Origin of the sequence: Holdemanella sp. DFI.5.55 (assembly GCF_020593575.1) — a bacterium.
Classification (GTDB): Bacteria; Bacillota_I; Bacilli_A; order Erysipelotrichales; family Erysipelotrichaceae; genus Holdemanella; species Holdemanella hominis.
In genome coordinates, this window is record NZ_JAJDMK010000004.1 from 56,560 (window position 1) to 78,591 (window position 22,032).

Below are 22,032 nucleotides of genomic sequence, written 5' to 3' on the forward strand. Positions count from 1 at the left end.
AACATGGCCCGAAGTGCGTTATGCCCGGTTCATTTCCTGTTTTTTGTCCTCCGGGCGGGTGGTCATAATGGCGTACAGCTCGGTATTCTGCGGGAAGTGGTCAACAAACGGGATGGTGGTATTCCCGAAGAACAGCAGCCCTTCGCCGGAATTGGTATGGGTCACATAGGAAAGCTGGTGGGGGATGATCCCAAGCTGTTTGGCTAAAATCTGCCGGTCCCCCTGTGCCTGCGAGAGCAGCACAAGGAAGTCCGAGTTTTCAAAGATGTTCTCGATCTCCGGGCTTGCCAGAAAATCCTTTACGTTCTGCGTTAAAGCACTCGGAACGCACCCTTTTTTTCGCAGCATTTTCCAGATCGCCACACAATAGCTTGCCGTCAGACGGTCACGGAGCAGCACATGAAATTCGTCGAAGTAGCACCATGTAGCGATACCGCGGAGGAAATTCATGGACACCTGCGAGTTTACCAAGTCCTGCATAATGAGCATGGCAATCGTCCGAAGCCCGGCCCCCAGCTTTTTTAAGTCAAGGCATACCAGACGGCGGTTTAAGTCCACGTTGGTTTCATGGTTGAACACGTTAAGGGAACCCGACACATAGATTTCAAGAGCCGTCGCCAGCCGCACCGCCTCGCCCTCCGGCTGGGAACAGAGCAGGTCATACAGGGTTTGGAGGGTCGGCATTTTGCTTGTTTCCGGGTCCTGCAAGTGTTCCCGGTACATCTGGCGCACACAGCGGTCAATGACGGTACGCTCCACCGGCTGCAAGCCGTCCTTGCCGCCGACGATCAGCTCCATCAGCGACAGGATAAAGTCGGCTTTCAGCGCCATCGGGTTTTCCTCGTCGAAGCTCAAATCAATGTCCATCGGATTGATGTGGTGGGGGCTGTCCGGAGCGATCTCGATGACCTGTCCGCCCAGCCGCCTGATAAGGGGCGAGTATTCGCCCATCGGGTCCACCACGATAATGCGGTCTTTTGTGGCAAGGAACACGTTCACAAGCTCCCGCTTTGCGGCAAAGGATTTGCCGGAGCCCGGCACGCCGAGGAACAGGCCGTTGGGGTTTTTGAGCTTTTTCCGGTTTGCCATGATGACGTTATGGGAAAGGGCGTTGAGCCCGTAATAGACGGCTTCGCCATCCATGCGGAGCTCCTGCGTCATAAAGGGAACGAAAATGGCCGTGGAGCTGGTCGTCATGCCGCGCTTGATCTCAATGCCGTTATGGCCCAGCGGAAGGCTGGAAAGAAAACCGTCCTCCTGCTGGAAGTCCAGCCGCTTCAAGGTGCAGTTGTATTTCTGGACGATACCGGACACCGTGAACAGGTCGTTGTCCAGCTCCCGGCGGGTCGGGGCCATGTTTACCACAAGGAAGGTCAGCAGGAACATTCTTTCATTCCGGCTCTGTAAATCTTCCAGAAGGGTCTTTGCGTCGTTGCTGTACGTTACAAGGTCGGGCGGGAGTATGTCCATGTCGTACCCTGACCGGGCTGCCTTTTTTTGTTCCTCCACTTTCATCTTGTCAATGTCGGAAACTTTGGCCTTGATGGATTTTACGGCGGCGGCCTGATCGACGGTCTGGATATGGAGGGTAATGGTCATTTCCGCATCCATTTCCAAAAGCTCCGCCAGCAGCTTGTCCGAGAGCTCCGAAGCCAAAATCTGCAAGTAAGAGGCAGCGCCCCAGGTCGTCCCCACCCGGAACAGTCGGCTGAAACGGAAATCAAAGCTGTCCGGGGCGATAAAGTCTTTGGTGGAAAGCCCGGTTTTGGGGATCATATCCCATGAAAACCGGAAGGGGGAGCCGCTGCCGGGGTGGAGCTGCCCGTAAAGGAGCTCCAGCCGTTCCAGCCCCGAAAGGGAGCGGCACTTGACGCCCAGCTTTTTGAAGTTCCCGCAAATGTCCGCCTCTACACGTTCCAACCTTGCCCTGGCGGTGGAAAGGTCGTCTACGTTCACACCGAAGGTCAGGAGCTTTGTGCGGACAATGCCGTTGTTGCTTTTGGCGATTTGGTTTTCCAGCATTTCCACATACTCACACCGGACGCTGTTGTAATCGTCATCCTGCATGGGGATGTTCACGCTGTACCGGCTGCCCGGGCGGCTCCGGTGGTTGAGGAAGGAAAGCTGGAACGGAAGGCTGCTGTCAAAGTAGTTCAGACAGGCGCTCCACCCGTCAAAAATGGCTGCCTGATCTTCGGACTGTGCGAGCTGGTAGTTGATGTCCTCGTATTCAATGGTTTTGGTGTAATAGCGGTCCGCTACCCGGCACACCCCGTCCCGGTACATTTCCCGGTAAGGGAGGGTCTGCTGGGCGGTGGTGGGAATGTTCTTTCCCTTTGTGAACAGGCCGAGAAGGCCCTGCTTTTCAGGCTTTTTGCCTGCGGGCTTTCCGGCCCTTCTGCTGTTTCGCAATCGGCTGCGCCTCCTTTCTGGCGCTAAGCAGCGCATAGAAATTTTCGGTTTTGTAAGGCCGCACACGGGGATAGAGGAACCGGGTGCGGATGATGTTTTTCAGCACTTTTTCCAATGGCAGGCCGTCCCGCTCATACATAGCCAGAAAGAAGAACGGGAGCATGAGACCGATCATCAGGAACATGGCGGCGCTGTTCCCGATACTGCCACGGGAAAACAGGTAAGCCGGGAGGCCCACCGCCGTCGCGCCGGAAAAACAAACAAGCTGGCGCTTCGTCAGGTTGAAGGCCAGCTTTGTCTTGATTTTGGAAAGGTCTTTTGGTACTGGCACATAGGCCATTTGGGTATACCTCCTTTACTGCTTCGGGCCAACATGACCCGAGGTTATCTTGCGGCCTCTTTGGCCGGGGCTGTGCTGCGGGCAGCTTCTACAGCTTCTCGTCCGCTCTGCCTTGCCCGCCAGTATTCGGGGTGATACTGCCGGATGGACTGATTGAGTTTTTCTTCAAACTGTCCTTTGTCCTTAATGCGGTCAGGGATTTTCCACAGCTTTTTGTCCAGCAGCTCCCGGAGCACCACACTTTCCTGTGCGTCCTCCTCATAGCAGATATAGCCCTTATCCTTGAAGCCGCACTTTTTCGCTGCTGGGGAGAGGACGGCGGCTACCTCGTTTGCCACCATCGTTCCGCCGTGGCTGGCGGTAGATACCAGAAACACCCCTGGACAGAGGGTTTCACAGCTCTGCACCTCGCCCCACGGGGAGCTTTTCGGCGCATGGAACATTCCGCCTGTCCGGCTCCGGTCCGCCTGCATGAGCGCCGCCTTTTCCAAGATGGCCTTCAGCTCCGGGGAAAAGTAGGCGTATTCCCGCAGGACACGGGCGGCGTCCCCGCCGCAGGCGTTCATCAACAGGGTATAGGCGTCGCTGTCCGCTTTGGTACAGCGGCCCAGCAGTTTTCCGTCGTAATAGCAGGCCGCGTCATAGCCCGTCCGTTTGCGTGGCATGGTTCCCGCCTCCTTTCTGCTTCGGGCCAGCATGGCCCGAGGTCAACGCTCCGCACCACGGCTGGTCTTTTCCTTTGGGGGCCGCTCTGCCTTTGCCTGCTCGGCAGCCGCTTTCCCGGCTTTGAGCTGGTCGCTGATGGACGCACGTCCCACAGAGCCGTGCTCCGCCATCTGTTCCAGCTTTGCCTCATAGGCTTGCAGAACAGCGGTATTGAGCTGTTCCCGGAACTCCTTTGTGACAGGGTAGGCCATATCCCGGTAGCCGCCTTTGCCGTCCGGCTGGCTGGGCATCCCAAGAAAGAGGCCCTTGCTGCCCTGTACGATTTTCAGATTTTCCACCACAAAGCAGTCATTGAATTTCACGCTGGCAAAGCCCATGAGGTTTTTCACAGGTTCGATGACCCGCACGCTTACATCCAGCTTTATAGGGGCGGCTGGTGTTCCGCCCGCAGTTTTTTCCTGCATGGATTTCTCCTTTCCGCTTCGGGTCATCATGGCCCGAAGTCTCTTAATGGCAGCCGAAGATGGATTTTGCAAGACTGCCTGTTTTGAATAAGGTAAAACACAGCAGCACCGTATATCCCACACAGCCCCAGATCGCCCCAATGGGGTCGCCGTCGGTGGCGATACTCTGGATCAGCACCGCATAGATGGCGACACAGACTAAGATCAACAGACCTTGAAAGCCCACCGCAAAGAGGGAGCGGAAATAGTTCTGCCCCATGTGTCCGGTTTCCCTGTTGGGGACTGTGGCAAACGGGATAGGCGCTAAACTTGTGAGTAAATAAATTTCAATCATACGGCCATATACGATAACGAAGATCACGATGTTTAAGGCAATCATGGTAAGCTGGATCAGGAAGGACTGGAGCCAGAGTCCGAACAGAGGGCCTAACTCCATCGCTTCAAGCTCTGTCCGCAGACTGTCCAGCACATCCGGTGTGATCTCTGTCCCGTTCTGGATAATGCCCGCTGACTGCTGGATCACATGCTGGCTCACATCAAAGACTGCCAGCACGATATTGAAGGTATTCGTCAGGATCATCACAGCCACAAAGGTTTTGAACACCCACTTAAAAAACATCCATGTGTCAACTTCATGGAGGTTGTTGCGTTCTATGAGCATCTGTATCAGCTCATAGGTCATTACAAAAGTGAGGATGACCCCGGCGATTGGCAGGATGGCAGTTTCAGAGATCTGTCGTATCATGGAAAAGACCCCGGCGTTCCAGTCCGCCGGGGTCGTGCCTACCTGTGTGGCGATCTCGCCAACGCTCTGATTGACGTTATCGAAAAGGCCATCCAGATTTCCCATGATACCATCGACGAGCAGACCTTTCAGCCATTCAACGATTGCGTCGATGATAAAGTCCATACATCAGCTCCTTTTCTGGAAAAAGGGACAACGGGTGACACTTAGCTGAACAGCCCGGACAGCAGAGGGATAAGCTGAAGGCCGATCAGAACGACACCGCCGCCAGCCATGAGCTGCTTAATGCCCTGGCTTTTTGCCGCAGGGTTGTCCGACCCGTAACCTTCCAGAAGGTTGATGACGCCCCACACCGCCAGACCGGCGCCAAGAGCCATGACCAGAATTTTAAGAATGTCGATTGCCTGATTGAAAAATTCCATATACGTTCCTCCATTTTGTTTGTTTGATGGTTTTGGGTACAAAAAAAGCCGCCCACATCGGCGGCGCTTCGGGTCATCATGGCCCGAAGTTACACAAACTCGTCGCTGTCCAGATCATCGAAATTCAACAGGTCAGCTTCTTCGTCCGTGTCGGAGCCGTCCACTTCGTACACCGTGTATTCGTCCTCCGGCTTTAGTCTCAATGGCCGGTGGCGGAACAGGCTTTCCAAGCGGAAGGCGTTTTCCTTTTTATCAAATTCGGCTGTGTACTTGTAATTCGGGTGCTTTTTCAAGTCATACTTCGGGGACAGGAAGGGCGGGAGCCCACGAAGCTGCAAGATACATTTATCCCCGGGCATGGTGGTGATCTCGCTGGTGGTCATCAGCTCCCGGCCAAGCCGCTGCATATTCTGGCTGTAACTTTCAGACTGTCCACGGCTTCGGCCCTCGGTCTGCATAGAGATGGTGGCCTTGCCCAGCCAGTTTTCCGAAATATCCTTTAGGGTGGAAGCCTCCCGGCCTCCGAGGAATACGATACTGTCCATGTTGCCCATGATGGTTTCAGAATGGTCTTTGTACAATGCCTTGCATTGACTCATAGCCTGCCTGATAAAAGAGCGTCAGGCTGATCTCACGGGAGCGGATGACAGCCACGATCTTTTCCAGCCCCGGCACCTGCCCGGTATTGGCCGCCTCGTCCCACAGCACCCGCACATGGTAGGGCAGACGCCCGCCATAGGTGTTGTCAGCCCGTTCACACAGAAGGTTGAACATCTGCGAGAAAGCGAGGGCAACCAAAAAGTTGTAGGTGGTATCCGTGTCGCTGATAAGAAAGAACAGCGCCGATTTTTCATCCCCCAGCTTATCAAGCTCCAGCTCGTCATAAGACATGATCTCCCGAAGCTGGGGAATATCAAAGGGAGCCAGCCTTGCACCGCAGCTAATCAGAATACTTTTTGCTGTCTTGCCGCTGGCGAGCTTGTATTTCTTATACTGTCTCACGGCGAAGTGCTGGGGGCTGCGGCGTTCCAGCCCGTCAAACATATAGTCCACCGCATTTTTGAAGGTTTCGTCATCTTCCCGGACTTCCATGCTGTTTATCATTTCCACCAGCGTATTCATGTTGCGTTCTTCCTCCGGCCCCTCAAAGACGATGTAGGCCACAAGGGCGCAGTACAAAAGGGTTTCGGCTTTGGTCCAAAACTCGTCGCCCTCCTTGCCGTCGCCTTTGGTGTTGGCGATCAGGGCGGTAACAAATTTCAAAACGTCGCTTTCCGTCTTGATATAGGCCAGCGGATTGTAGTGCATGGATTTTGAAAAGTCGATACTGTTGAACACCCGCACCCTGTATTTCTCCCGTTGCAGAAACCGCCCGCACTGGTCGAGGGTGCCGCCCTTCGGGTCTACCACCACATACGAGGAATGGGCTTGAAGGAGCTGCGGGGTCAGCCAGAACCTTGTCTTGCCCGAACCGGACGAGCCGATGACACAGGCGTTTAGGTTCCGGGCATTGGCGGGTATCTTCGGGCGGGTGTTCATAGTAAGGAACTCTGTCCCGGTCAGAATGACATTGTTCTGAAATTTAGGGTCTACAAACGGCTTTATATCCTCCTTTGTTCCAAAACGGGCGGTGCCGTACTCCGCATCCCGCCGGAATTTTTTCGCCTTCCTGATCTTTGACTGTATCAGCAGATACACCCCAGCCGCACCGGCAAGGCCCACCAGCAGGTCAATACCGCCCAGCCCCGGCCAGTAGGTTTCAAAGGCTTTGGGGAAGGTGTCGAGCATCCCCATGAGCTTTGTCCCGAAGTCTGTGCCGGGGGCGATCCGGTAGGCCGTCCCGATTTTGGAGAAGAACCAGAACACAAAGAGGTACGGCAGGTTTGGGAGCACATATTTTCTGATCTTGTCACTCAACGTCCGTCCTTCACCGCCTCTCTGGTCCGCTGCTTTTCCTTCGCCTGTGTCCTGATCTGCTCCGTGAATTTCCGAAGCTGGCCGAGGATGGCAGGCTTGTCCTGCTCTTTGTTCAGCACCTTTGCGCTGTACTTCTGGAAGGCCGCCGTGATGGCGTCCGCCTGATTGGCTTTGAAGAACAGCAGGTAATGACCGGGGCTCACTTTATGAAAAGCGTAGTCCACATGGAACTCCTTCGCGATCCGGTCAAAATCCTTTGGGGCTCCCACATAGGGCATGGCACTTTTGCCGCCATAGTGGTTCATCAGCTTTTTTACGCTCTGGCGTCCCTGCGGGGTCAGCGCTTTCCGGTGGTGCTTTTGTACCGCCCGCGCCACCTTTCCAAGTGCGGCAGCCAGGACCTTTCCCGTGAGCTTCGTTGTCCTGATCGAAAGGGCAACCGTTTTTTGGTTTACTTCTTCCTGCATAAAACCTCCTTTCCGTCGGGGTCCCCACTATCCGGGAGGTCCCCGTACAGTCTCGGGGAACAGAAAACCTCGGGCCAATGTGGCCCGAGGCTTACCGCTCGGCATCCCTGCCGGACGGAGCTTTCTTTTCCGGTTCCGTCTGGACTTTTTCGCCCTGTTCCCGCATGGTCTGCAAGATAGAGGGCTTCTTTTGAAGCTGGGAGGGCTTTTCGCCGGACAGCGGCTTGATACATTCCAAACGGTCAGCCGCCCGGATGGCGTTGTCCGTGAGCTGCCTCTGCCATGCACCTACGCTGGGAGCCCAGCGAAAGCCGCTGTTTTTCAGCTCGGCCCGGGTGTCCGCGTCAGGCTTTCCGTCAAAGAACACCTGCAAGCGGTTGTCCTCCCGGTTCATTTCCACACGGCCCCCATCGAACTCCCAGCCGGAAAATTCCTGCTGTGCCTGTTTGGAAAGCTGTTCGATACGGGCCTTTACCCGGCGGATCTCCGCATTGTTGTTGGTAAGCTGGTAGCTTTCAAAGGGCCTCGGGTCGCTCCGCCAGCTTGACGCCATGCTTGCTTTCAGCTTTTCGATCTGGTCCGGCGACAGCAGCGCACAGCCGTCCAGCTTGCCATGCTTGCGGTAATAGGTGTTGACCTCCTTCATAATGAGCTGGGAGCGTTCCAGCCCGTCCAGCTTCTTCTGGAGCTTTTCAATCGCTGCCGGGTCATCGGCGCTGATCCCGCCCATGCCGGTACTGCGTATCTTATCCAGCAGCCCTTGAATATACCGCCATTCCTCCATGTTGCTGTCTCGGGCCCGGTTCTGTTTTTCCTTTTTTCCTACCGGGAAGTTGGCAGGTCCGGCGATCATCACAGAGGGAACCCTCGCGTCAATGGCAAAGCCCTGGTTCATGTTTTCGGCCAGCTTGCGGGCGTAGGTGTCCAGCAGATGGTCGATCTTCTCATGGTACATGGGGTCCACCCTGGATTTTTGCTGTTCGGCTATGGCGGCGGCCTTATCCACCATTGCCCGGTATTCCGCCGTTGCGCTCCCTTCCTTGTAGTCGGAAAAGCTGTTCATTTCCTTTGCCCGGCGAGCGGCTCCTTCATTGATAGGGTAATAGTTGATGGTATGCACCTCCTTCATGCTTCGGGCCATGCTGGCCCGAAGTCTTACCGTTCTTCATGGGAAGGTCCCGCCTTGTCCTTTTTCGGAGCGGGCGGGGTCTCTTGAAACCGTTTGAGTGCGGCGAGAATGGAGTGGACAGGCTCGGCCTTTTCGGGATAGGCAAATATCCGGTGTTCCGGCGGGATGTCCTGCGGCCCGTGATAATACTCCTTGAAGCCCTCCGGGACTGCCGACACATACCCACCGGGAGCGAATACGCCGCCCTCGTTGATACGCACATCCCGCCCGTATGCTTCATAATCGAAGTAGTTCTGAATGTGCTCCGGTATGTCGATGGTCCCAAACTCGTCGGCGTAAAGACGGCCCAGCCCTTCATCATCGGAAATATCCGGGTAAAAGCGGTAAAGGTCAAGGTTCTGCGTCAGGTTTATCAAATCCTTCACGCTCCTTGTGTGGTTTCCCAAGACAAGAGCGGCTTCAAAGGTTTCCAGTCCGCCCTTATCCCGTACTTCCAGCAGGGCGTGGCCCAGCTCGTTCAGCTCGTCGATATTCTCACATTCGTAGAGATGATCGTAGAGCCCCAGCACATCGCTGTCAAAGCTGGTAAAGAACACTTCGCTGTACCGTTTCCCGTCTATCCCGATTTTGGCAAGGGCGGCCTGCAACTCCTGTGTCGTTATGGGGAAATGTACCGTTGTCCCTACCTCGATCCCCATTAAGGGGTACAGGGCTGTATTGGTTATATAGGCTTCAAACATGGGCTTATTCCTCCTTTCCGGCCCGGTCAGCCAGCACCTCATAGATCCCGGCCATAATGTAATCGGCACAAGGGAGGGCAATCGCATTTCCCAGCGCCTTGTAGCGTTGCAGAGGCCGGATTTCCTCGCCGTCCGCCCCGTACTTTGTCCAGCCCTCCGGCAGCCCCATCAGTCGCTCGCTTTCCGTTTCCGTCAAGAAGCGGATACAGCCGCCCGCCGGGTCGTCCTCATACCAGAAAGCAAAGGGCGTTACATCACTGGCTAAAAGAGTGGGAAAAGGGTCAGTTGGTAATCCGAAGCTGTTTCGGAAGGCCGTTTCTTCCTGCCTTTTTGCCGCTCCCCGCATACGGAAGCACTGAAAGGGGTGGATGACTGGTATCTGCCGCCCTGTTTCAAAAGAAGCTGTTCGATCTCCTTCGGCGGCGGTCCGCCCGCCCTCTCCGCAAGGCGGAGGAAGTGGGAGCATTGGACGGGGCTTAAATAGTATGTCTGCGGCACGTCTGCCTCCAAAATCCGCCACGACGAAAATCCGCTGCCTTCGTGCCAGCCTTCGGGTGCCTGCCCAATACTGGGCATCCATGAGCCGCCAGCACACATCAGGCGTTCCCCCTCGCACCATTCCGGCGTTTCCCCATCTTCCCGAAGGAGGCATTGGAACTTCGGTGTCCGAGAAGGCGGATAGGACGGCTCTAAAGTCCATCCGGTCATTTGTAGAAAACGCTCCCATGACGTTTTCCCAAACAGCGATAGCTGGATATAGGTTATCAGTAGCATCCCTCATTTCCTGTATGATACGAAACGCCTGATAGAACAGGCTTGATTTTGCCCCGGCAAGGCCGGAGCGGTTGCCGATCAGAGAAAGGTTCTGACAGGGAGAGCCGAAGGTTATCACATGGACCGGCGGGATTTTCCCGCCGTCCATCTTCGTAATATCTCCCAAATGCGCCATATCGGGAAAGTGCCTTTTGGTTATGGAGATGGGCGCTTTTTCAATCTCGCTGGCCCATACCGGACGGATACCGCACCGGGAAGCAGCCAGAGGGAACACGCCGATCCCGTCAAAAAGGCTCCCCAGCTTAATGTCCGGCATGGCCCGGGGTGCCGTGTCCCTTCACGGCAAGCACCCCTTCCAGCGTTGTCGCCGCAATGCCCAGCCGTCCGGCAACCGCAATATCGTTTTTCACATCCTCGTCCACAACGCTACCGCAGACGATCAGAGTATGGGAGCGCCGCAGCATATCCCGGCGCATATCAATCCCGGCTTTGTGTTCCTCGGGAACGCTGTCATTCAAAAACAGCGGCAGGTACAAGAGCGGGCAGATCGGGGAAAAGCCCGCCTCATAAGCAAGGCGGCAGTAGTGGGCCGCCAGTTCCATATCAACATCCGGCTCGCCGCTCCATGCGGCGGTCAGGTACGCTAAAGGTCGTTTCATTGGTTGAGCCTCCATTTCTGTTTTGGTTTAGGGAAAAGCAAGAGTTCGCCCAACCCCTCCGCCCCTTCCCCCCGGGAAGGGGAACGGCTCTGGAGAATTTATATCCCCGTCGCTTGACCGGGAAAAAGCATAACCGGGAGAAATCCGTCAAGGGTGCCTCTGGCACCGCCTGCGGCGGCGCTGCCCTTGACTGATTTTCCCGGCTATGCTACGGAATAACTGGCGACGGGGAATCATTTATATCTCCAGAGCTTCGGGGCGCGGGGCAGAGCCCCGCAATCCTCGGGCCATGTTGACCCGAAGTTTCGGCTTACTTTTCCTGTTCGTTTTTCTTCTCCGGCTTTTCGTGTTCCTTCTGCTGGCCCTTCCAGTCGTCCAGCAGCTTGATGATCTGGTCCTTCATTTCCCTCGGCGTAGTTTCCTTGCCAAAATACTTGCTCAGTTCCGCACCTGTCAAAATCACTTTGTCTACCTCCTTTTTGTCCTCCATCATAATGCCGTCGATCACATCCCCGTTGAGCAGCTTCTTTTCGTCCAGCTCCCGCATACGCTTTGCCTGTGCCTGCGAAGGCGAGGACTGCTGGCTGTCAATGGCGACGGCGATATAGTTCTGGTTCTTCTTGCCGATATAGGAAAGCTCCACAGCCGTAGTAAAGCCCAGCTTTTTTTCATCCATCAGCTTCATCAGGTCGGGAACCAGCTCATTGAGCCGGATATACCGCTGCACCTGCTTGACGGCCATCTTATTGCGCTCGGCCACAATTTCGTTGGAGCGTTTTCCTGCGTCCTTCGGGTCAATCTGGCCCGAAGTGCGGGAGCCCTGGTGCTTGATGGCCTCAAGCTGCATTTTCAAGGCTTTGGCCCGCTCGCTGGGTAGGATTTCTTCACGCTGGTTCAGATTGTCCTCGACCATCTGCGTGATGGCTTCATCATCCGTCAGGTTTCGGACGATACAGGGCATATCCGCATATCCGGCAAGCTCGCTGGCTTTCTGGCGGCGGTGGCCGGACACGATTTCATAGCCGCCATCCTCACGGGGACGGACAATAGCAGGCTGGGTCACGCCCTTGTCCTTGACGCTGGACACCATAGCCCGCATTTCTTCATCGTCCCGGACCTCAAAGGGGTGGTTCTTGAAGGCGTGGAGCTCATTCAGCTTGATATAGACGATCTGCTCCTTGCCCCGGCGTGGTGCATCCTTCGGCTTTTCGGGTCCCTTCGGAGCGGAAGCGGCCTGTACCGTCGGAGCTGCTTTTTTCTCCGGTTCCTTTTTGACCGCCTTTTCCGGTTTCTGTGCGGGAGCTTTGGACTTCGGGGCTGCGGCCTTGTCCTTATCTGCTTTTGGGGGACGGCCCCGGCGCTTCGGCTGTTCCGGCTCTTTGGGTTTTTCCTCTGCTTTTTTCGGAGCCTCCGGCTGCTTTTCCGGTTTCTCCACTTTTGCCGGGGCAGGCTTTTCCACGCCGGGAGCTGCCGCCCGTTCCTCGGCTTTCTTTTCCTTCATAATTTCAGCGAAGTTATAGACGGAAACCTGCGGGTTCTTTACCTCCGGTTCCGTCTTTTTTTCCGGCCCCGGGGAAACGGAAACCTTCTCCGGCTCTTTTGGGGGAGCGGGAGGCGTTTCCTTGCCCGGCCCGCTATCCGTTACCGGCTGTTCCGGCGTTTTTGTGGTTTTATCATCTGCCATAAGCATTTACCTCCTGTTTTTTGGCATGAAAAAAGGGGCTCAACTTTTCAGTCAAGCCCCCGTGGGAAGTTCCTCCTTTCTCCGCCATGATACAAAAATACCGCCCGTAGTCTCGTTGGGCGGTACTTTGTGTAAGATTGGCAGTCCATTATTAAGTTTTTTATTATGTTCCCTTTGTACACCGTTGCAAACATCATTTGAGGAACATATGACCAAATGGATTACTAATCAGGATGCTTACAAAGATTACACAGTTAAGTTTAAATATGCATAGTCGGTTGGCTATGCATATTTTAATCAACAGTATTTGGAAAGGATGGTTAGAAAAGGAAAAAAGTATTGACATTATTTATTATCAAGATTATAATGTAAGCGAATACAGGATTGTTACTCTTTGAGGCTTTACCTACATGTGTTTTTGGATTGCATGTTTGCGAAGTTTCGAAGAGTTTTTTGTTTATAAGGAGTTGGTGTTATGTTAAAAAATCTATTCAAAGTACAAAAAAAGATTCAAATATATTCTCCAGTTAATGGGAAGTGTGTAGATTTAAAAGATGTAAATGATCAAATGTTTGCCGAAAAAATAATGGGAGATGGTATTGCATTTAAATACAATGAAAATACTATATATTCTCCGTGTAAAGGTAAAATTGTTGCAGTGGCAAGTACTAAGCACGCATTAGGCATAGAAACAGAAGATGGTATTGAAATTTTGATTCATGTTGGGTTAGAAACCGTTGAATTTAATGGAAAGGGATTTGAATTGTTGGTTAATCAAAATGATAAAGTGACAACAGGACAGCCATTATTAAAAATTGATAGAGATTTTTTTGAAACACATCATACTGATTTGACAACACCTGTTGTTGTGACAAGTAAAGGATTGAATATAGAATTCACAAATAAAGAGGAAGTAACTATAAAAGATGTTGTAATGATGATAAATAGGTGATAAAAGATGAAAGTTGTTAAATGCATTAATAATAACGTAGCTATATGCCTTGATGATGATAATAATGAATTGGTTGCTTTTGGAAAAGGGATAGGGTTCAAAAAGCCTCCTTTTGAAATTGATGTAGCCGTTATTCAAAAGACATATTATGGTATTGATGAAAACTATGTTCATATGATAAATGAAATTCCTGAAGAAATTTTGTTACTCTCTGAAGAGATTATAAAATACGCAGAAAATGAACTGGATTATATCTTTAGTCCTAATGTTATCTTTACATTAGCTGATCATATCAATTTTGCTATAGTAAGGTATAAGGAAAGATTAAATATAACTCTTCCGATTGTTCAAGATATAAAATTCTTGTATGAAAATGAATATGCTATAGGAAAATATGCGTTGTCTTTGATAGAAAAAAAATTAAATATAAAATTACCATTAGAAGAGGCTAGTTTTATTAGTTTACATATTATAAATGCAGAAGCCAGAAAAGCAGGAGAAATAGATGGCTATGCAGAAAATAAAGTGATTATTAGTGAAATTACAAAACTGATAGAAAATAAATTCGATATAAGTATTAACAAAGATGGAGCGAATTATTCAAGATTTGTTTCACATATTCAATACTTATTAAAACGAATTGGAAGTAAGGAGGAAATAAAAAGTGAAAATAAAGAGTTGTATATGACAATGAAAAACTCATATCCAGATACTTCAGATTGCGTAGATTCAATTTCTGAGTATTTATTTGAACTTTTTAAATGGCGATTGTCAATTGAAGAAAAACTATACTTGATTTTACATATAAATCGATTATGTTCACGAGAGGATTGTTACCAGTAGGGCTTAACCTAGAACACAAATCAAATTGTTTTTTGATTATGTTCTAGGTTTTTTTTGTTAAATGAAATTAAAATAGGCGCCTTTTAATGGCATTTAATACATATTTATAGGAGGATGATACTAGAGAAAAGATATTGTTGATAACTTATTTTATGAATCGAATTTAATCGTATACGACATTAATGAATTTTTAAATTATGAAAGGAGAAAAATAAATGTCAAATTATTCTAAAAATGCAGAAGATATTATTAAATATATAGGTGAAGGTAAAAATATTGAAGAAGTTAAGCATTGTTTTACCAGACTGAGATTTAAAGTAAAAGATAACTCAAAAGTAAATGTTGAAATGCTAGAAAAAATACCTTGCGTAGTTCGAGTTATGAAAACAATGGGTCAGATTCAAGTTGTTGTAGGAAATGAAATAGATGAAGTTTATAAAGCTGTAGAAAAATACTTGGAAGGAACAAGTATAGATGTTTCCAAATTAGAAGAACCAGTAGAAACAAAAGAAGAAAAAGGACCTAAAGGAATTAAATATTATGGTAGTCAAATATTAAATGCAATTTCACAAACTATCAGCCCTATTTTGATGGGAATGGTAGTTGCTGGATTATTTAAAGCAATATTAACTATTTTAACTTTGACAAATATTGTAAGTACAGACAGTCAAACTTATACTTTGCTAAATTTAATGGGTGATTCGTTCTTCTATTTTATGCCTGTATTAGTTGCATATAGTGCATCAAAATATTTCAAATGTAATACGGTATTAAGTTTAATGTTAGCTGGTATTTTACTGCATCCTAATTTCATTAATTTAGTAAATAATGGAGAAAGTATTAGTTTGTTTGGTCTACCTGTTCATGCTATCTCTTATAGTTCTTCATTATTGCCTGTATTGTTTACTGTTTGGGTTCAGTCAAAGCTTGAAAAACTAGTAAGTAAGACATTTTTCACTAAATTAGGAATGCTATCTTTATTCCCAACGTTTTTAATTATGGCTCCACTAACACTGGTTGTAACAGGTCCATTTGGTTCAATTGTCGGAGAATTGATTGCAAATGCAATGTTAGTAATTTATAACAAATATGCAGTATTGGGTGTATTTGCAATTTGTTTCTTGATGCCATTATTTATTTGGACAGGAAGTCATTGGGTTTTTATGCCAGTAGCATTATCAAATATGACAAATTTAGGATTTGATCCATTCTTATGGCTTGGATTTACTGCATGGAACTTTTCACAGTTAGCTGTATCAACTGCAATTATGTTGAAAACAAAAGATAAAGATTTAAAACAAATCGCTGGTTCTGCTGCATTTTCTATTGCAACCGCCGGTATTTCTGAACCTTGTGCATATGGTTTAACATTAAAATACAAAAGACCAATTATCCCTTCTTTTATTGGATGCGCTGTAGGCGGATTATTCTTTGGAATCTTTAAAGTTAAAGTATTCCAAATGATTAATGTTTCTCTTTTAAGTTTGCCTCAGTTCTTGGATCCAGCAGGTGGAAACAACTTTATGCTTGCTATAATTGGAATAGTATTAGTATTTACTGTAACGTTTGTATTAACTTGGTTTTTTGGTTTTGATGATAAGAAAGATTTAGGCAAATAGGTGATTATATGAAAATTAATGATAGAATTTATTGGATTTCTGGAGGACCTTGGGGATATTTAGGTAATGCATACGCTATTAAACATTCAAATGGTTATGTGTTAGTTGATACAGGAAGCCCAGAAGCACTAGATGTAATTGTTAAAAATTTAAAATATTGGAATATTGATGAGAACAAAATTACACATGTATTAATAACTCATGCCCACGACGATCATACTGGATGTGCACATTATTTTCAGAAATGTGGTGCAAAAATTGTAATGGGAAAAGAAGATGCTAAAATGCTAGAAGATGGTCATTTAGGAGAATATAGTCCTTGTACAAATCATGTTATGCCAGCTTGTAAAGCTGATATTTTGATTGATAAAGATGAAATATTACAGATTGGTGACTTAGAATTTGAGATATTATGCTTGCCAGGACATACAGATGGAACATTATTATACTTTGTTCGAATTGATGATGAAAATGTTATGTTTAGTGGAGATATGTTTTATACAGATGGAAAATGGGGAGAATTTACAAGAACCGGATGGAAAGGAGACTTGTCTTATAACTCTAAAAAATTAGGCGAATCCTTTGAAAGATTATATAAATTAAAAGAAGAACCGGATCTTGCATTGGCTGGCCACGGAATTCCTCGATTTGGTAAAGAGGCAGAAGTGATTCGTTTAGCTTATAAATACTATTTGAAATTTGATAGATAGAATTTATAATGGAGTGCTTGATTTAAATTTAAAAGATATTATGATAAAAGCAATTATATTTGATTTTAATGGTACTATGATTTTTGATCAAGAAATTTTAGAAAAATCATGGACATTATTTTTAAAAAATTTAATACATAGAAAACCAACTGATGAAGAATTCTCCAACTACATTCATGGAAGAAATATAGAAGAGAGTATACATTATTTTTTAGGTGATGATGTAGAAAATATCAATACATTAAAGCTAGAGAAAGAAAAAATATACAGAGATTTTTGCAAGGCAGACAAAGAAAATTATAAGTTGGTTGACGGCTTGCCAGAATTTTTAGATGATTTAAAAATGAAAAATTATGTATGTGCTATTGCAACAGCATCGGGATTAGATAATATTAGGTTTCATTATGAAAATTTAAAATTATATAAATGGTTTGATTGGAATAATATTATTTATAACGACTATAGTTTCAAAGGAAAACCTTCACCTGAAATTTATGAGAAATGTATTCAAAATCTTAATTTAAAAAAAGATGAATGTATAGTATTCGAAGATTCTATATCAGGGATTATTGCAGCAAAGAATGCTGGAGTTTATAAAGTGGTAGCAATAAATAAAAATAAAATGCTTCCTTGCGAAAAAGCAGATTATATCATTTCTGATTATAAAAATGCGATAAAAATAATCAAATAAAAAATTATTTGAGTTCCCATTTCATTCCCCTAAGTTAAAACATCCAATTATAGACATCCTATTTTAAAGAAGTAAATGCGACAATATTTCTGCAAAGGGGAAACAGGTGGGTACTCAAAAAATTATAACTGACTATCAAATATGAACTGGCAAGTAGGCATAAGTTGTATGGTCAGTTATATTTGTAACCAAAAATTTTGATAATTTTAAAGAAAAGTATCAAATTTTGTATATCTATGAGGAGAAATAATGAAAAATATCATTTTAACAACAGTTTCTGAACCAAAAAAAGATTGTAATGGCAGTCCTGTATTTTTAACAGATGAAACAATAGAAGAAAGAAAACAAAAAATACTTACCAGAATGTGTAAACTTCATCTTGATAAATTAGTTATTTATGGTGATGTTGAGCATGGTTCTAATTTTGAATATTTAGTTGGATTTTTTACTCGTTTTGAGGAAGCATTATTAATTATAGATAAAAGCGGTGAAATAAATATTGTTCTAGGTAATGAAAATTTAGGTAAAGCTGGAAAATCTAGAGTAAAAATCAGTAAAACTATACATGTGTCTTTATTTTCACTTCCTAATCAGCCAAATCGTACAGATATATCATTTAAAGATTTACTTATTTCTGCCGGTTTAGATAAAGGACAAAGAATTGGTTTAGTAGGCTGGAAAAACTTCACTTCTATTTTAGAGGATAACAAACACACATATGATGTTCCATATTATATTGTTAAAAATATTATTGATATTATTGGCGATGAATACTTATTAAGTAATGAATGTTCAATATTTATTGGTGAAAATGGCGTCAGATGTACAAATAATCCAAATGAAATAGCTCATTATGAATATGGTGCAGCATTAGCTAGTGATTGTATTTTAGATGCCATGAATGATTTAAATCTTGGCATAAATGAACTAGAACTAGGTGATAAACTTGTTAGAAATGGACAACATACTTCTATTGTTACAATAGCTTCTAGTGGTCCTAGATTTATTAAAGCAAATATGTTTCCACGTGATAATACTGTTAAATTAGGTGATCCTATTTCTTTAACGGTAGGATACCGTGGTGGCTTAAGTTCAAGATGCGGATTTGCTGTCGAAAATGAAACACAACTTCCCGTTGATCAAAAAGATTATTTAGAAAGAGTTACTATTCCATATTTTAATGCTTATGTTGCGTGGCTTGAAAACATCAAATGTGGGTTACAAGGTCATGAAATATTTGATTTAATTGAAAGTGAATTACCAAAAGAAAAATATGGTTGGTCATTATGTCCTGGTCATTTAACTGCTGAAGAAGAATGGATGTCTTCTCCTATTTATGAAAACTCAACTGAAGTATTACAATCTGGAATGCTATTACAAATCGATATTATTCCATCAGTTTCTGGTTATACTGGTTCTTCTGCTGAAAGTACAATTCTTTTAGCTGATGAAAATTTACGTAATCAAATCAAAAAAGAATATCCAGGTATGTATAATAGAATGACTGAAAGAAGAACTTATATAATTAATACTTTAGGTATCAATCTATCAGAAGATGTTATGCCTATGTGCTCTACTGTCGCTTATTTAAGACCGTTCTTACTAGCTCATGATAAAGCATTGGTTGTAAAACAATAAATAATCTTTAATCACGAAAATCCAAAGATTATTTCATGTGTAATCACTATAAGCTCAATTGTAAAACTAAACCCTATTAAGAAATAGTAAATACCACGAGGTTGAATCTAGTAATTCCAAATTTACTGAAATTCAACCATTTTTTGAATTCTGCCCATTGCAATTAGAATTTTTAAAAGATAGTAACAATAATAAAGATAAGACTTATGATTTTATAGGATAATAAAATTAAAGAATAGATATTCATAAAATGAATGATAAATCGAAAGAATCCATACTATAATTAGTAAAAACGGAGGAATAAATATGTTTGGCTTTTTAAAGAAAAAAGAAGTGTTCTTATGTCCGGTAGACGGAAAAATTTTACCAATTGGTGAAGTGAATGATCCTGTGTTTTCACAAGAAATGATGGGTCCAGGATTTGCGGTGGTTCCAACATCAAAAGTTGTTGTTGTGCCAATGGATGGAGAAGTTGTAACGGTATTTCCTACTTCACATGCCTTTGGTATTAAGTCAAAGAACGGTATTGAAATGATTATTCATATTGGTATTGATACAGTTGAATTAAATGGAAAAGGCTTTAAACCTTTAGTAAAACAAGGGGATGTTGTTAAAGCAGGAGATGCTTTAGTAGAGGTTGATTTTGATGTATTGAAGAGTGAAGGTAAAGACCCAACTTGCATGATTATATTCCCTAATAAAGAGAAATTTTCAATTATTAAATCTCACAGTAATGTAACAACTGGCCAAGATAATATTATTGAGTTTAATAAATAGATAAAATCAAAAAGAGTAGGAGATTCTTTGTAATTTTTCCTACTTTTTTAAATAAATATTCAGAATTTGAATATACAACCATAATGATTTAGATGCATTGTTGCTTTAATTTTTCAATGATATGATTTGGTTGCTTAAAGGAGTATTAGATTAAAGGAGTATTAGATATGAAAGTAGATGTAAAAAGAATTCAAAATGATATTGAAACGTTAGCCACATTTAATGAAACTCCTGGTTGTGGTGTAACTAGATCTTCGTACACAAAAGAAGATAAAATGGCTAAGGAATATTTAATATCTGAAATGGAAAAAATTGGATTGACTGTTTATGAAGATGGCATGTCAACATTATTTGGACGTCGTGAAGGTAAATTAAAAGATGCGCCATGTGTTATGTTAGGATCTCATTATGACACAGTTTATCATGCAGGCGCATTCGATGGAGTTGCCGGATCCGTTTCGGCATTAGAAGTTATGCGTGTATTACACGAAAATAATTTTGAAAATGATTATCCTCTTGAATTGATTTTAATGAATGCTGAAGAAGGATTTACTTTTGGGCCAAGTACTGGTGTTACAAACTCAAGAGCTATGATGGGAACTCTTACTTATCATGAGCTAGAGACTCGTAAAAACCGTTTTGGACAAACTAAATTAGAGGCTTTAAGAGCGTATGGTGTTGAACCAGATTTGGAAAAGGCAAAAAGAGATCCAAAAACAATTAAAAACTTCTTAGAATTACACGTTGAACAAGGTCCTGTTTTGGATCGTGAAAATATTGAAGTTGGATTAATTAAATATCTTGCTGGTATTGGAAGATATACAATCAAATTCCATGGAAAAACTGCAGATTCAACAGAATTAATGAGTAAAAGAAAAGATGCTCTAGTAGGAGCTGCTTATTTCATTGAAAAATTCAATGCGGTAATGCGTACATTCGGTGATGATGCTACAGGAATGGTTGGACAATTGAATATTGTTCCTAACTCAAATCAGTTCGTACCAGAATATGTTGAGGGTAAAATTGAAATTCGTACTTTCACGAAAGAAGTAGTTGATAATAATGATTTCAATAAGATTATTACAGATTTATTAAATGAAGTAACAGAAAGATATGGTATTCAAACCGAGTTAGAAGAAATTCGAAGAGTCAATTATCCAAACCCAACAGGTCCTAGTATTATGAATTATGAGAATGTTGAAAAAATGGAAAAAATTTGTGATGAACTAGGCTATAGTCATAAACAAATGAACCAAGGAACAGGACATGATTCTATGATTATGGCTGATTTTGTAGATACAAACATGATTTATGTACCTAGTAGAAATGGTGGAGTATCTCACTGTCCAGAAGAATGGACGGAGTATACAGACATTGAAAAAGGTGCTAACGTATTACTTGAATTAGTTAAAGATTTATCCACAAAATAAATAAACACATAAGCAATTTAGAGAAAATTCTTTAAATTGCTTTTTTTTGCAAATTAAAAGAAGAATGTCTACTTTGCATTCTTCTTATAGTTAATATAACCCTCATACAATAGTGTAAATATAAGCATTAATGTACAGAATGAAGAATTATTCAATCTTGTCTCTTGGTTAATATTTGATACTTGGTAGTATAAAGAGTATTTAGCCATGTGAGATAATTCATTCTGTGAAAATAGTGTAATCGATATAATTGGAGTTCCTTTTAATTGAACGGTTTGTATATCTGTTTTAAGCTTTGAAACATTACCAGACAGAGAAACGATAAATAATAAATCGTTCGGCTTTAATGTGTTTGAAATTAAATTAAGTTCAATCTGTCCAGGAATAATAATCAAGTGAATTCCAACATTGATTAAGCATCTAGAGAATTCTTTTAACATCAAGGATTGTCCATATCCAGTTGCATAAGCATAGATTCGATTTGAAGTTGCCATTAGTTTATAAATATCTTCAATAAATTTATTTTGTTCAAATAAACGAATTGTAGATGTCACATCTTCTAACACAACAGAAGAACCAATCTTATTCGTGTTAATAACGCTTGCACGATCCTTTCGATCGAGTTCGTTTCTTAAAAAATATCTGAATTCGCTATAGCCTTTGAATCCTAATTTTTGAACAATTCGAATAATACTGGATGCACTCGCATTTGATAACTGTGCTATTTCGGATACTGTTTTTCCTTGACATAATTCCATATTTTGGAAAATAAAATTTAATATATATAAATCGTTTTCATTTAATTGAGTATGATGTTGATTTACTAATTCTTCAAGTGTCATATATATCTAAGTCCTTTACTTCATATATCTATCATATGTCAACTTTTATAAAAAATGGCTATGTCACAACAAACAGTTGATAAATAGCCATTTTTATAGGGGAGTATCAGA

At 44.4% G+C, this 22,032-nt stretch carries 21 protein-coding genes and 1 pseudogene; 8 read left to right on the forward strand and 14 right to left on the reverse strand.

Features of this window, described 5'->3' with window-relative positions:
- Positions 1-18 precede the first annotated feature (18 nt).
- The 13 genes and pseudogenes from LJE08_RS02100 to LJE08_RS02160 form a co-directional block, all read right to left on the reverse strand.
- A complete protein-coding gene (locus LJE08_RS02100; protein WP_368735800.1) occupies positions 19-2,448 on the reverse strand; it encodes a VirB4-like conjugal transfer ATPase, CD1110 family in 2,430 nt (809 codons plus the stop codon).
- Entirely contained in the window at positions 2,366-2,752 is a 387-nt protein-coding gene (locus LJE08_RS02105) for a PrgI family protein (RefSeq protein ID WP_227402300.1), read from the reverse strand. The genes LJE08_RS02100 and LJE08_RS02105 overlap by 83 nt, the downstream gene beginning before the upstream one ends.
- 44 nt (positions 2,753-2,796) lie before the next feature.
- A complete protein-coding gene (locus LJE08_RS02110) occupies positions 2,797-3,417 on the reverse strand; it encodes a hypothetical protein (protein ID WP_227402301.1) in 621 nt (206 codons plus the stop codon).
- Positions 3,418-3,459: 42 nt separating this feature from the next.
- The gene (locus tag LJE08_RS02115; protein WP_227402302.1) at positions 3,460-3,882 is read right to left on the reverse strand and encodes a SpoVG family protein; all 423 of its coding nucleotides are present in this window, start codon (positions 3,880-3,882) and stop codon (positions 3,460-3,462) included.
- A 43-nt stretch (positions 3,883-3,925) separates the two neighbouring features.
- A complete protein-coding gene (locus LJE08_RS02120) occupies positions 3,926-4,792 on the reverse strand; it encodes a VirB6/TrbL-like conjugal transfer protein, CD1112 family (protein ID WP_005927637.1) in 867 nt (288 codons plus the stop codon).
- A 41-nt stretch (positions 4,793-4,833) separates the two neighbouring features.
- Positions 4,834-5,049: a Maff2 family mobile element protein gene (locus LJE08_RS02125; RefSeq protein WP_016306504.1), complete on the reverse strand. Its 216-nt coding sequence runs from the start codon at positions 5,047-5,049 to the stop codon at positions 4,834-4,836.
- Between the two features lie 89 nt (positions 5,050-5,138).
- Positions 5,139-6,966: pseudogene (locus tag LJE08_RS02130) on the reverse strand (VirD4-like conjugal transfer protein, CD1115 family).
- Positions 6,963-7,433: a PcfB family protein gene (locus LJE08_RS02135; protein WP_227402303.1), complete on the reverse strand. Its 471-nt coding sequence runs from the start codon at positions 7,431-7,433 to the stop codon at positions 6,963-6,965. The pseudogene LJE08_RS02130 and the gene LJE08_RS02135 overlap by 4 nt, the downstream one beginning before the upstream one ends.
- A 91-nt stretch (positions 7,434-7,524) precedes the next feature.
- Positions 7,525-8,562 (reverse strand): hypothetical protein, encoded by a 1,038-nt coding sequence (locus LJE08_RS02140; protein WP_227402304.1) that lies wholly within the window; start codon positions 8,560-8,562, stop codon positions 7,525-7,527.
- A 26-nt stretch (positions 8,563-8,588) separates the two neighbouring features.
- The gene (locus LJE08_RS02145) at positions 8,589-9,302 is read right to left on the reverse strand and encodes an antirestriction protein ArdA (protein ID WP_227402305.1); all 714 of its coding nucleotides are present in this window, start codon (positions 9,300-9,302) and stop codon (positions 8,589-8,591) included.
- A 4-nt stretch (positions 9,303-9,306) separates the two neighbouring features.
- Positions 9,307-10,392: a DNA cytosine methyltransferase gene (locus LJE08_RS02150; protein ID WP_227402306.1), complete on the reverse strand. Its 1,086-nt coding sequence runs from the start codon at positions 10,390-10,392 to the stop codon at positions 9,307-9,309.
- The gene (locus LJE08_RS02155) at positions 10,379-10,735 is read right to left on the reverse strand and encodes a hypothetical protein (protein WP_009901612.1); all 357 of its coding nucleotides are present in this window, start codon (positions 10,733-10,735) and stop codon (positions 10,379-10,381) included. The genes LJE08_RS02150 and LJE08_RS02155 overlap by 14 nt, the downstream gene beginning before the upstream one ends.
- A gap of 310 nt (positions 10,736-11,045) precedes the next feature.
- Complete coding sequence (locus tag LJE08_RS02160; protein WP_227402307.1) at positions 11,046-12,419, reverse strand: ParB/RepB/Spo0J family partition protein; 1,374 nt, start codon at positions 12,417-12,419, stop codon at positions 11,046-11,048.
- Between the two features lie 475 nt (positions 12,420-12,894).
- Here LJE08_RS02160 and LJE08_RS02165 point away from each other — a divergent pair, with 475 nt between their 5' ends.
- The 8 genes from LJE08_RS02165 to LJE08_RS02200 all read left to right on the forward strand — a co-directional run bounded on the left by LJE08_RS02165 (position 12,895) and on the right by LJE08_RS02200 (position 21,079).
- Positions 12,895-13,371, forward strand: a complete 477-nt coding sequence (locus tag LJE08_RS02165) for a PTS glucose transporter subunit IIA (RefSeq protein WP_118319443.1) — start codon at positions 12,895-12,897, stop codon at positions 13,369-13,371.
- A 6-nt stretch (positions 13,372-13,377) separates the two neighbouring features.
- Positions 13,378-14,214, forward strand: a complete 837-nt coding sequence (locus LJE08_RS02170; protein WP_227402308.1) for a PRD domain-containing protein — start codon at positions 13,378-13,380, stop codon at positions 14,212-14,214.
- Positions 14,215-14,429: 215 nt separating this feature from the next.
- Positions 14,430-15,833 carry a PTS transporter subunit EIIC gene (locus LJE08_RS02175; RefSeq protein WP_227402309.1) on the forward strand — a complete coding sequence of 468 codons (1,404 nt, stop codon included), beginning with the start codon at positions 14,430-14,432 and terminating at the stop codon, positions 15,831-15,833.
- A gap of 8 nt (positions 15,834-15,841) precedes the next feature.
- Positions 15,842-16,543: an MBL fold metallo-hydrolase gene (locus tag LJE08_RS02180; protein ID WP_227402310.1), complete on the forward strand. Its 702-nt coding sequence runs from the start codon at positions 15,842-15,844 to the stop codon at positions 16,541-16,543.
- Positions 16,533-17,234 carry an HAD family phosphatase gene (locus tag LJE08_RS02185; RefSeq protein ID WP_227402311.1) on the forward strand — a complete coding sequence of 234 codons (702 nt, stop codon included), beginning with the start codon at positions 16,533-16,535 and terminating at the stop codon, positions 17,232-17,234. The genes LJE08_RS02180 and LJE08_RS02185 overlap by 11 nt, the downstream gene beginning before the upstream one ends.
- Before the next feature lie 249 nt (positions 17,235-17,483).
- Complete coding sequence (locus LJE08_RS02190; RefSeq protein ID WP_227402312.1) at positions 17,484-18,872, forward strand: Xaa-Pro peptidase family protein; 1,389 nt, start codon at positions 17,484-17,486, stop codon at positions 18,870-18,872.
- 306 nt (positions 18,873-19,178) lie between these two features.
- The gene (locus tag LJE08_RS02195; RefSeq protein WP_304608378.1) at positions 19,179-19,649 is read left to right on the forward strand and encodes a PTS glucose transporter subunit IIA; all 471 of its coding nucleotides are present in this window, start codon (positions 19,179-19,181) and stop codon (positions 19,647-19,649) included.
- Positions 19,650-19,816: 167 nt separating this feature from the next.
- Positions 19,817-21,079: a M20 family metallo-hydrolase gene (locus LJE08_RS02200; protein ID WP_227402313.1), complete on the forward strand. Its 1,263-nt coding sequence runs from the start codon at positions 19,817-19,819 to the stop codon at positions 21,077-21,079.
- 68 nt (positions 21,080-21,147) lie between these two features.
- Here LJE08_RS02200 and LJE08_RS02205 read toward each other — a convergent pair whose 3' ends face one another.
- Complete coding sequence (locus tag LJE08_RS02205; protein WP_227402314.1) at positions 21,148-21,921, reverse strand: MurR/RpiR family transcriptional regulator; 774 nt, start codon at positions 21,919-21,921, stop codon at positions 21,148-21,150.
- Positions 21,922-22,032 lie beyond the last annotated feature (111 nt).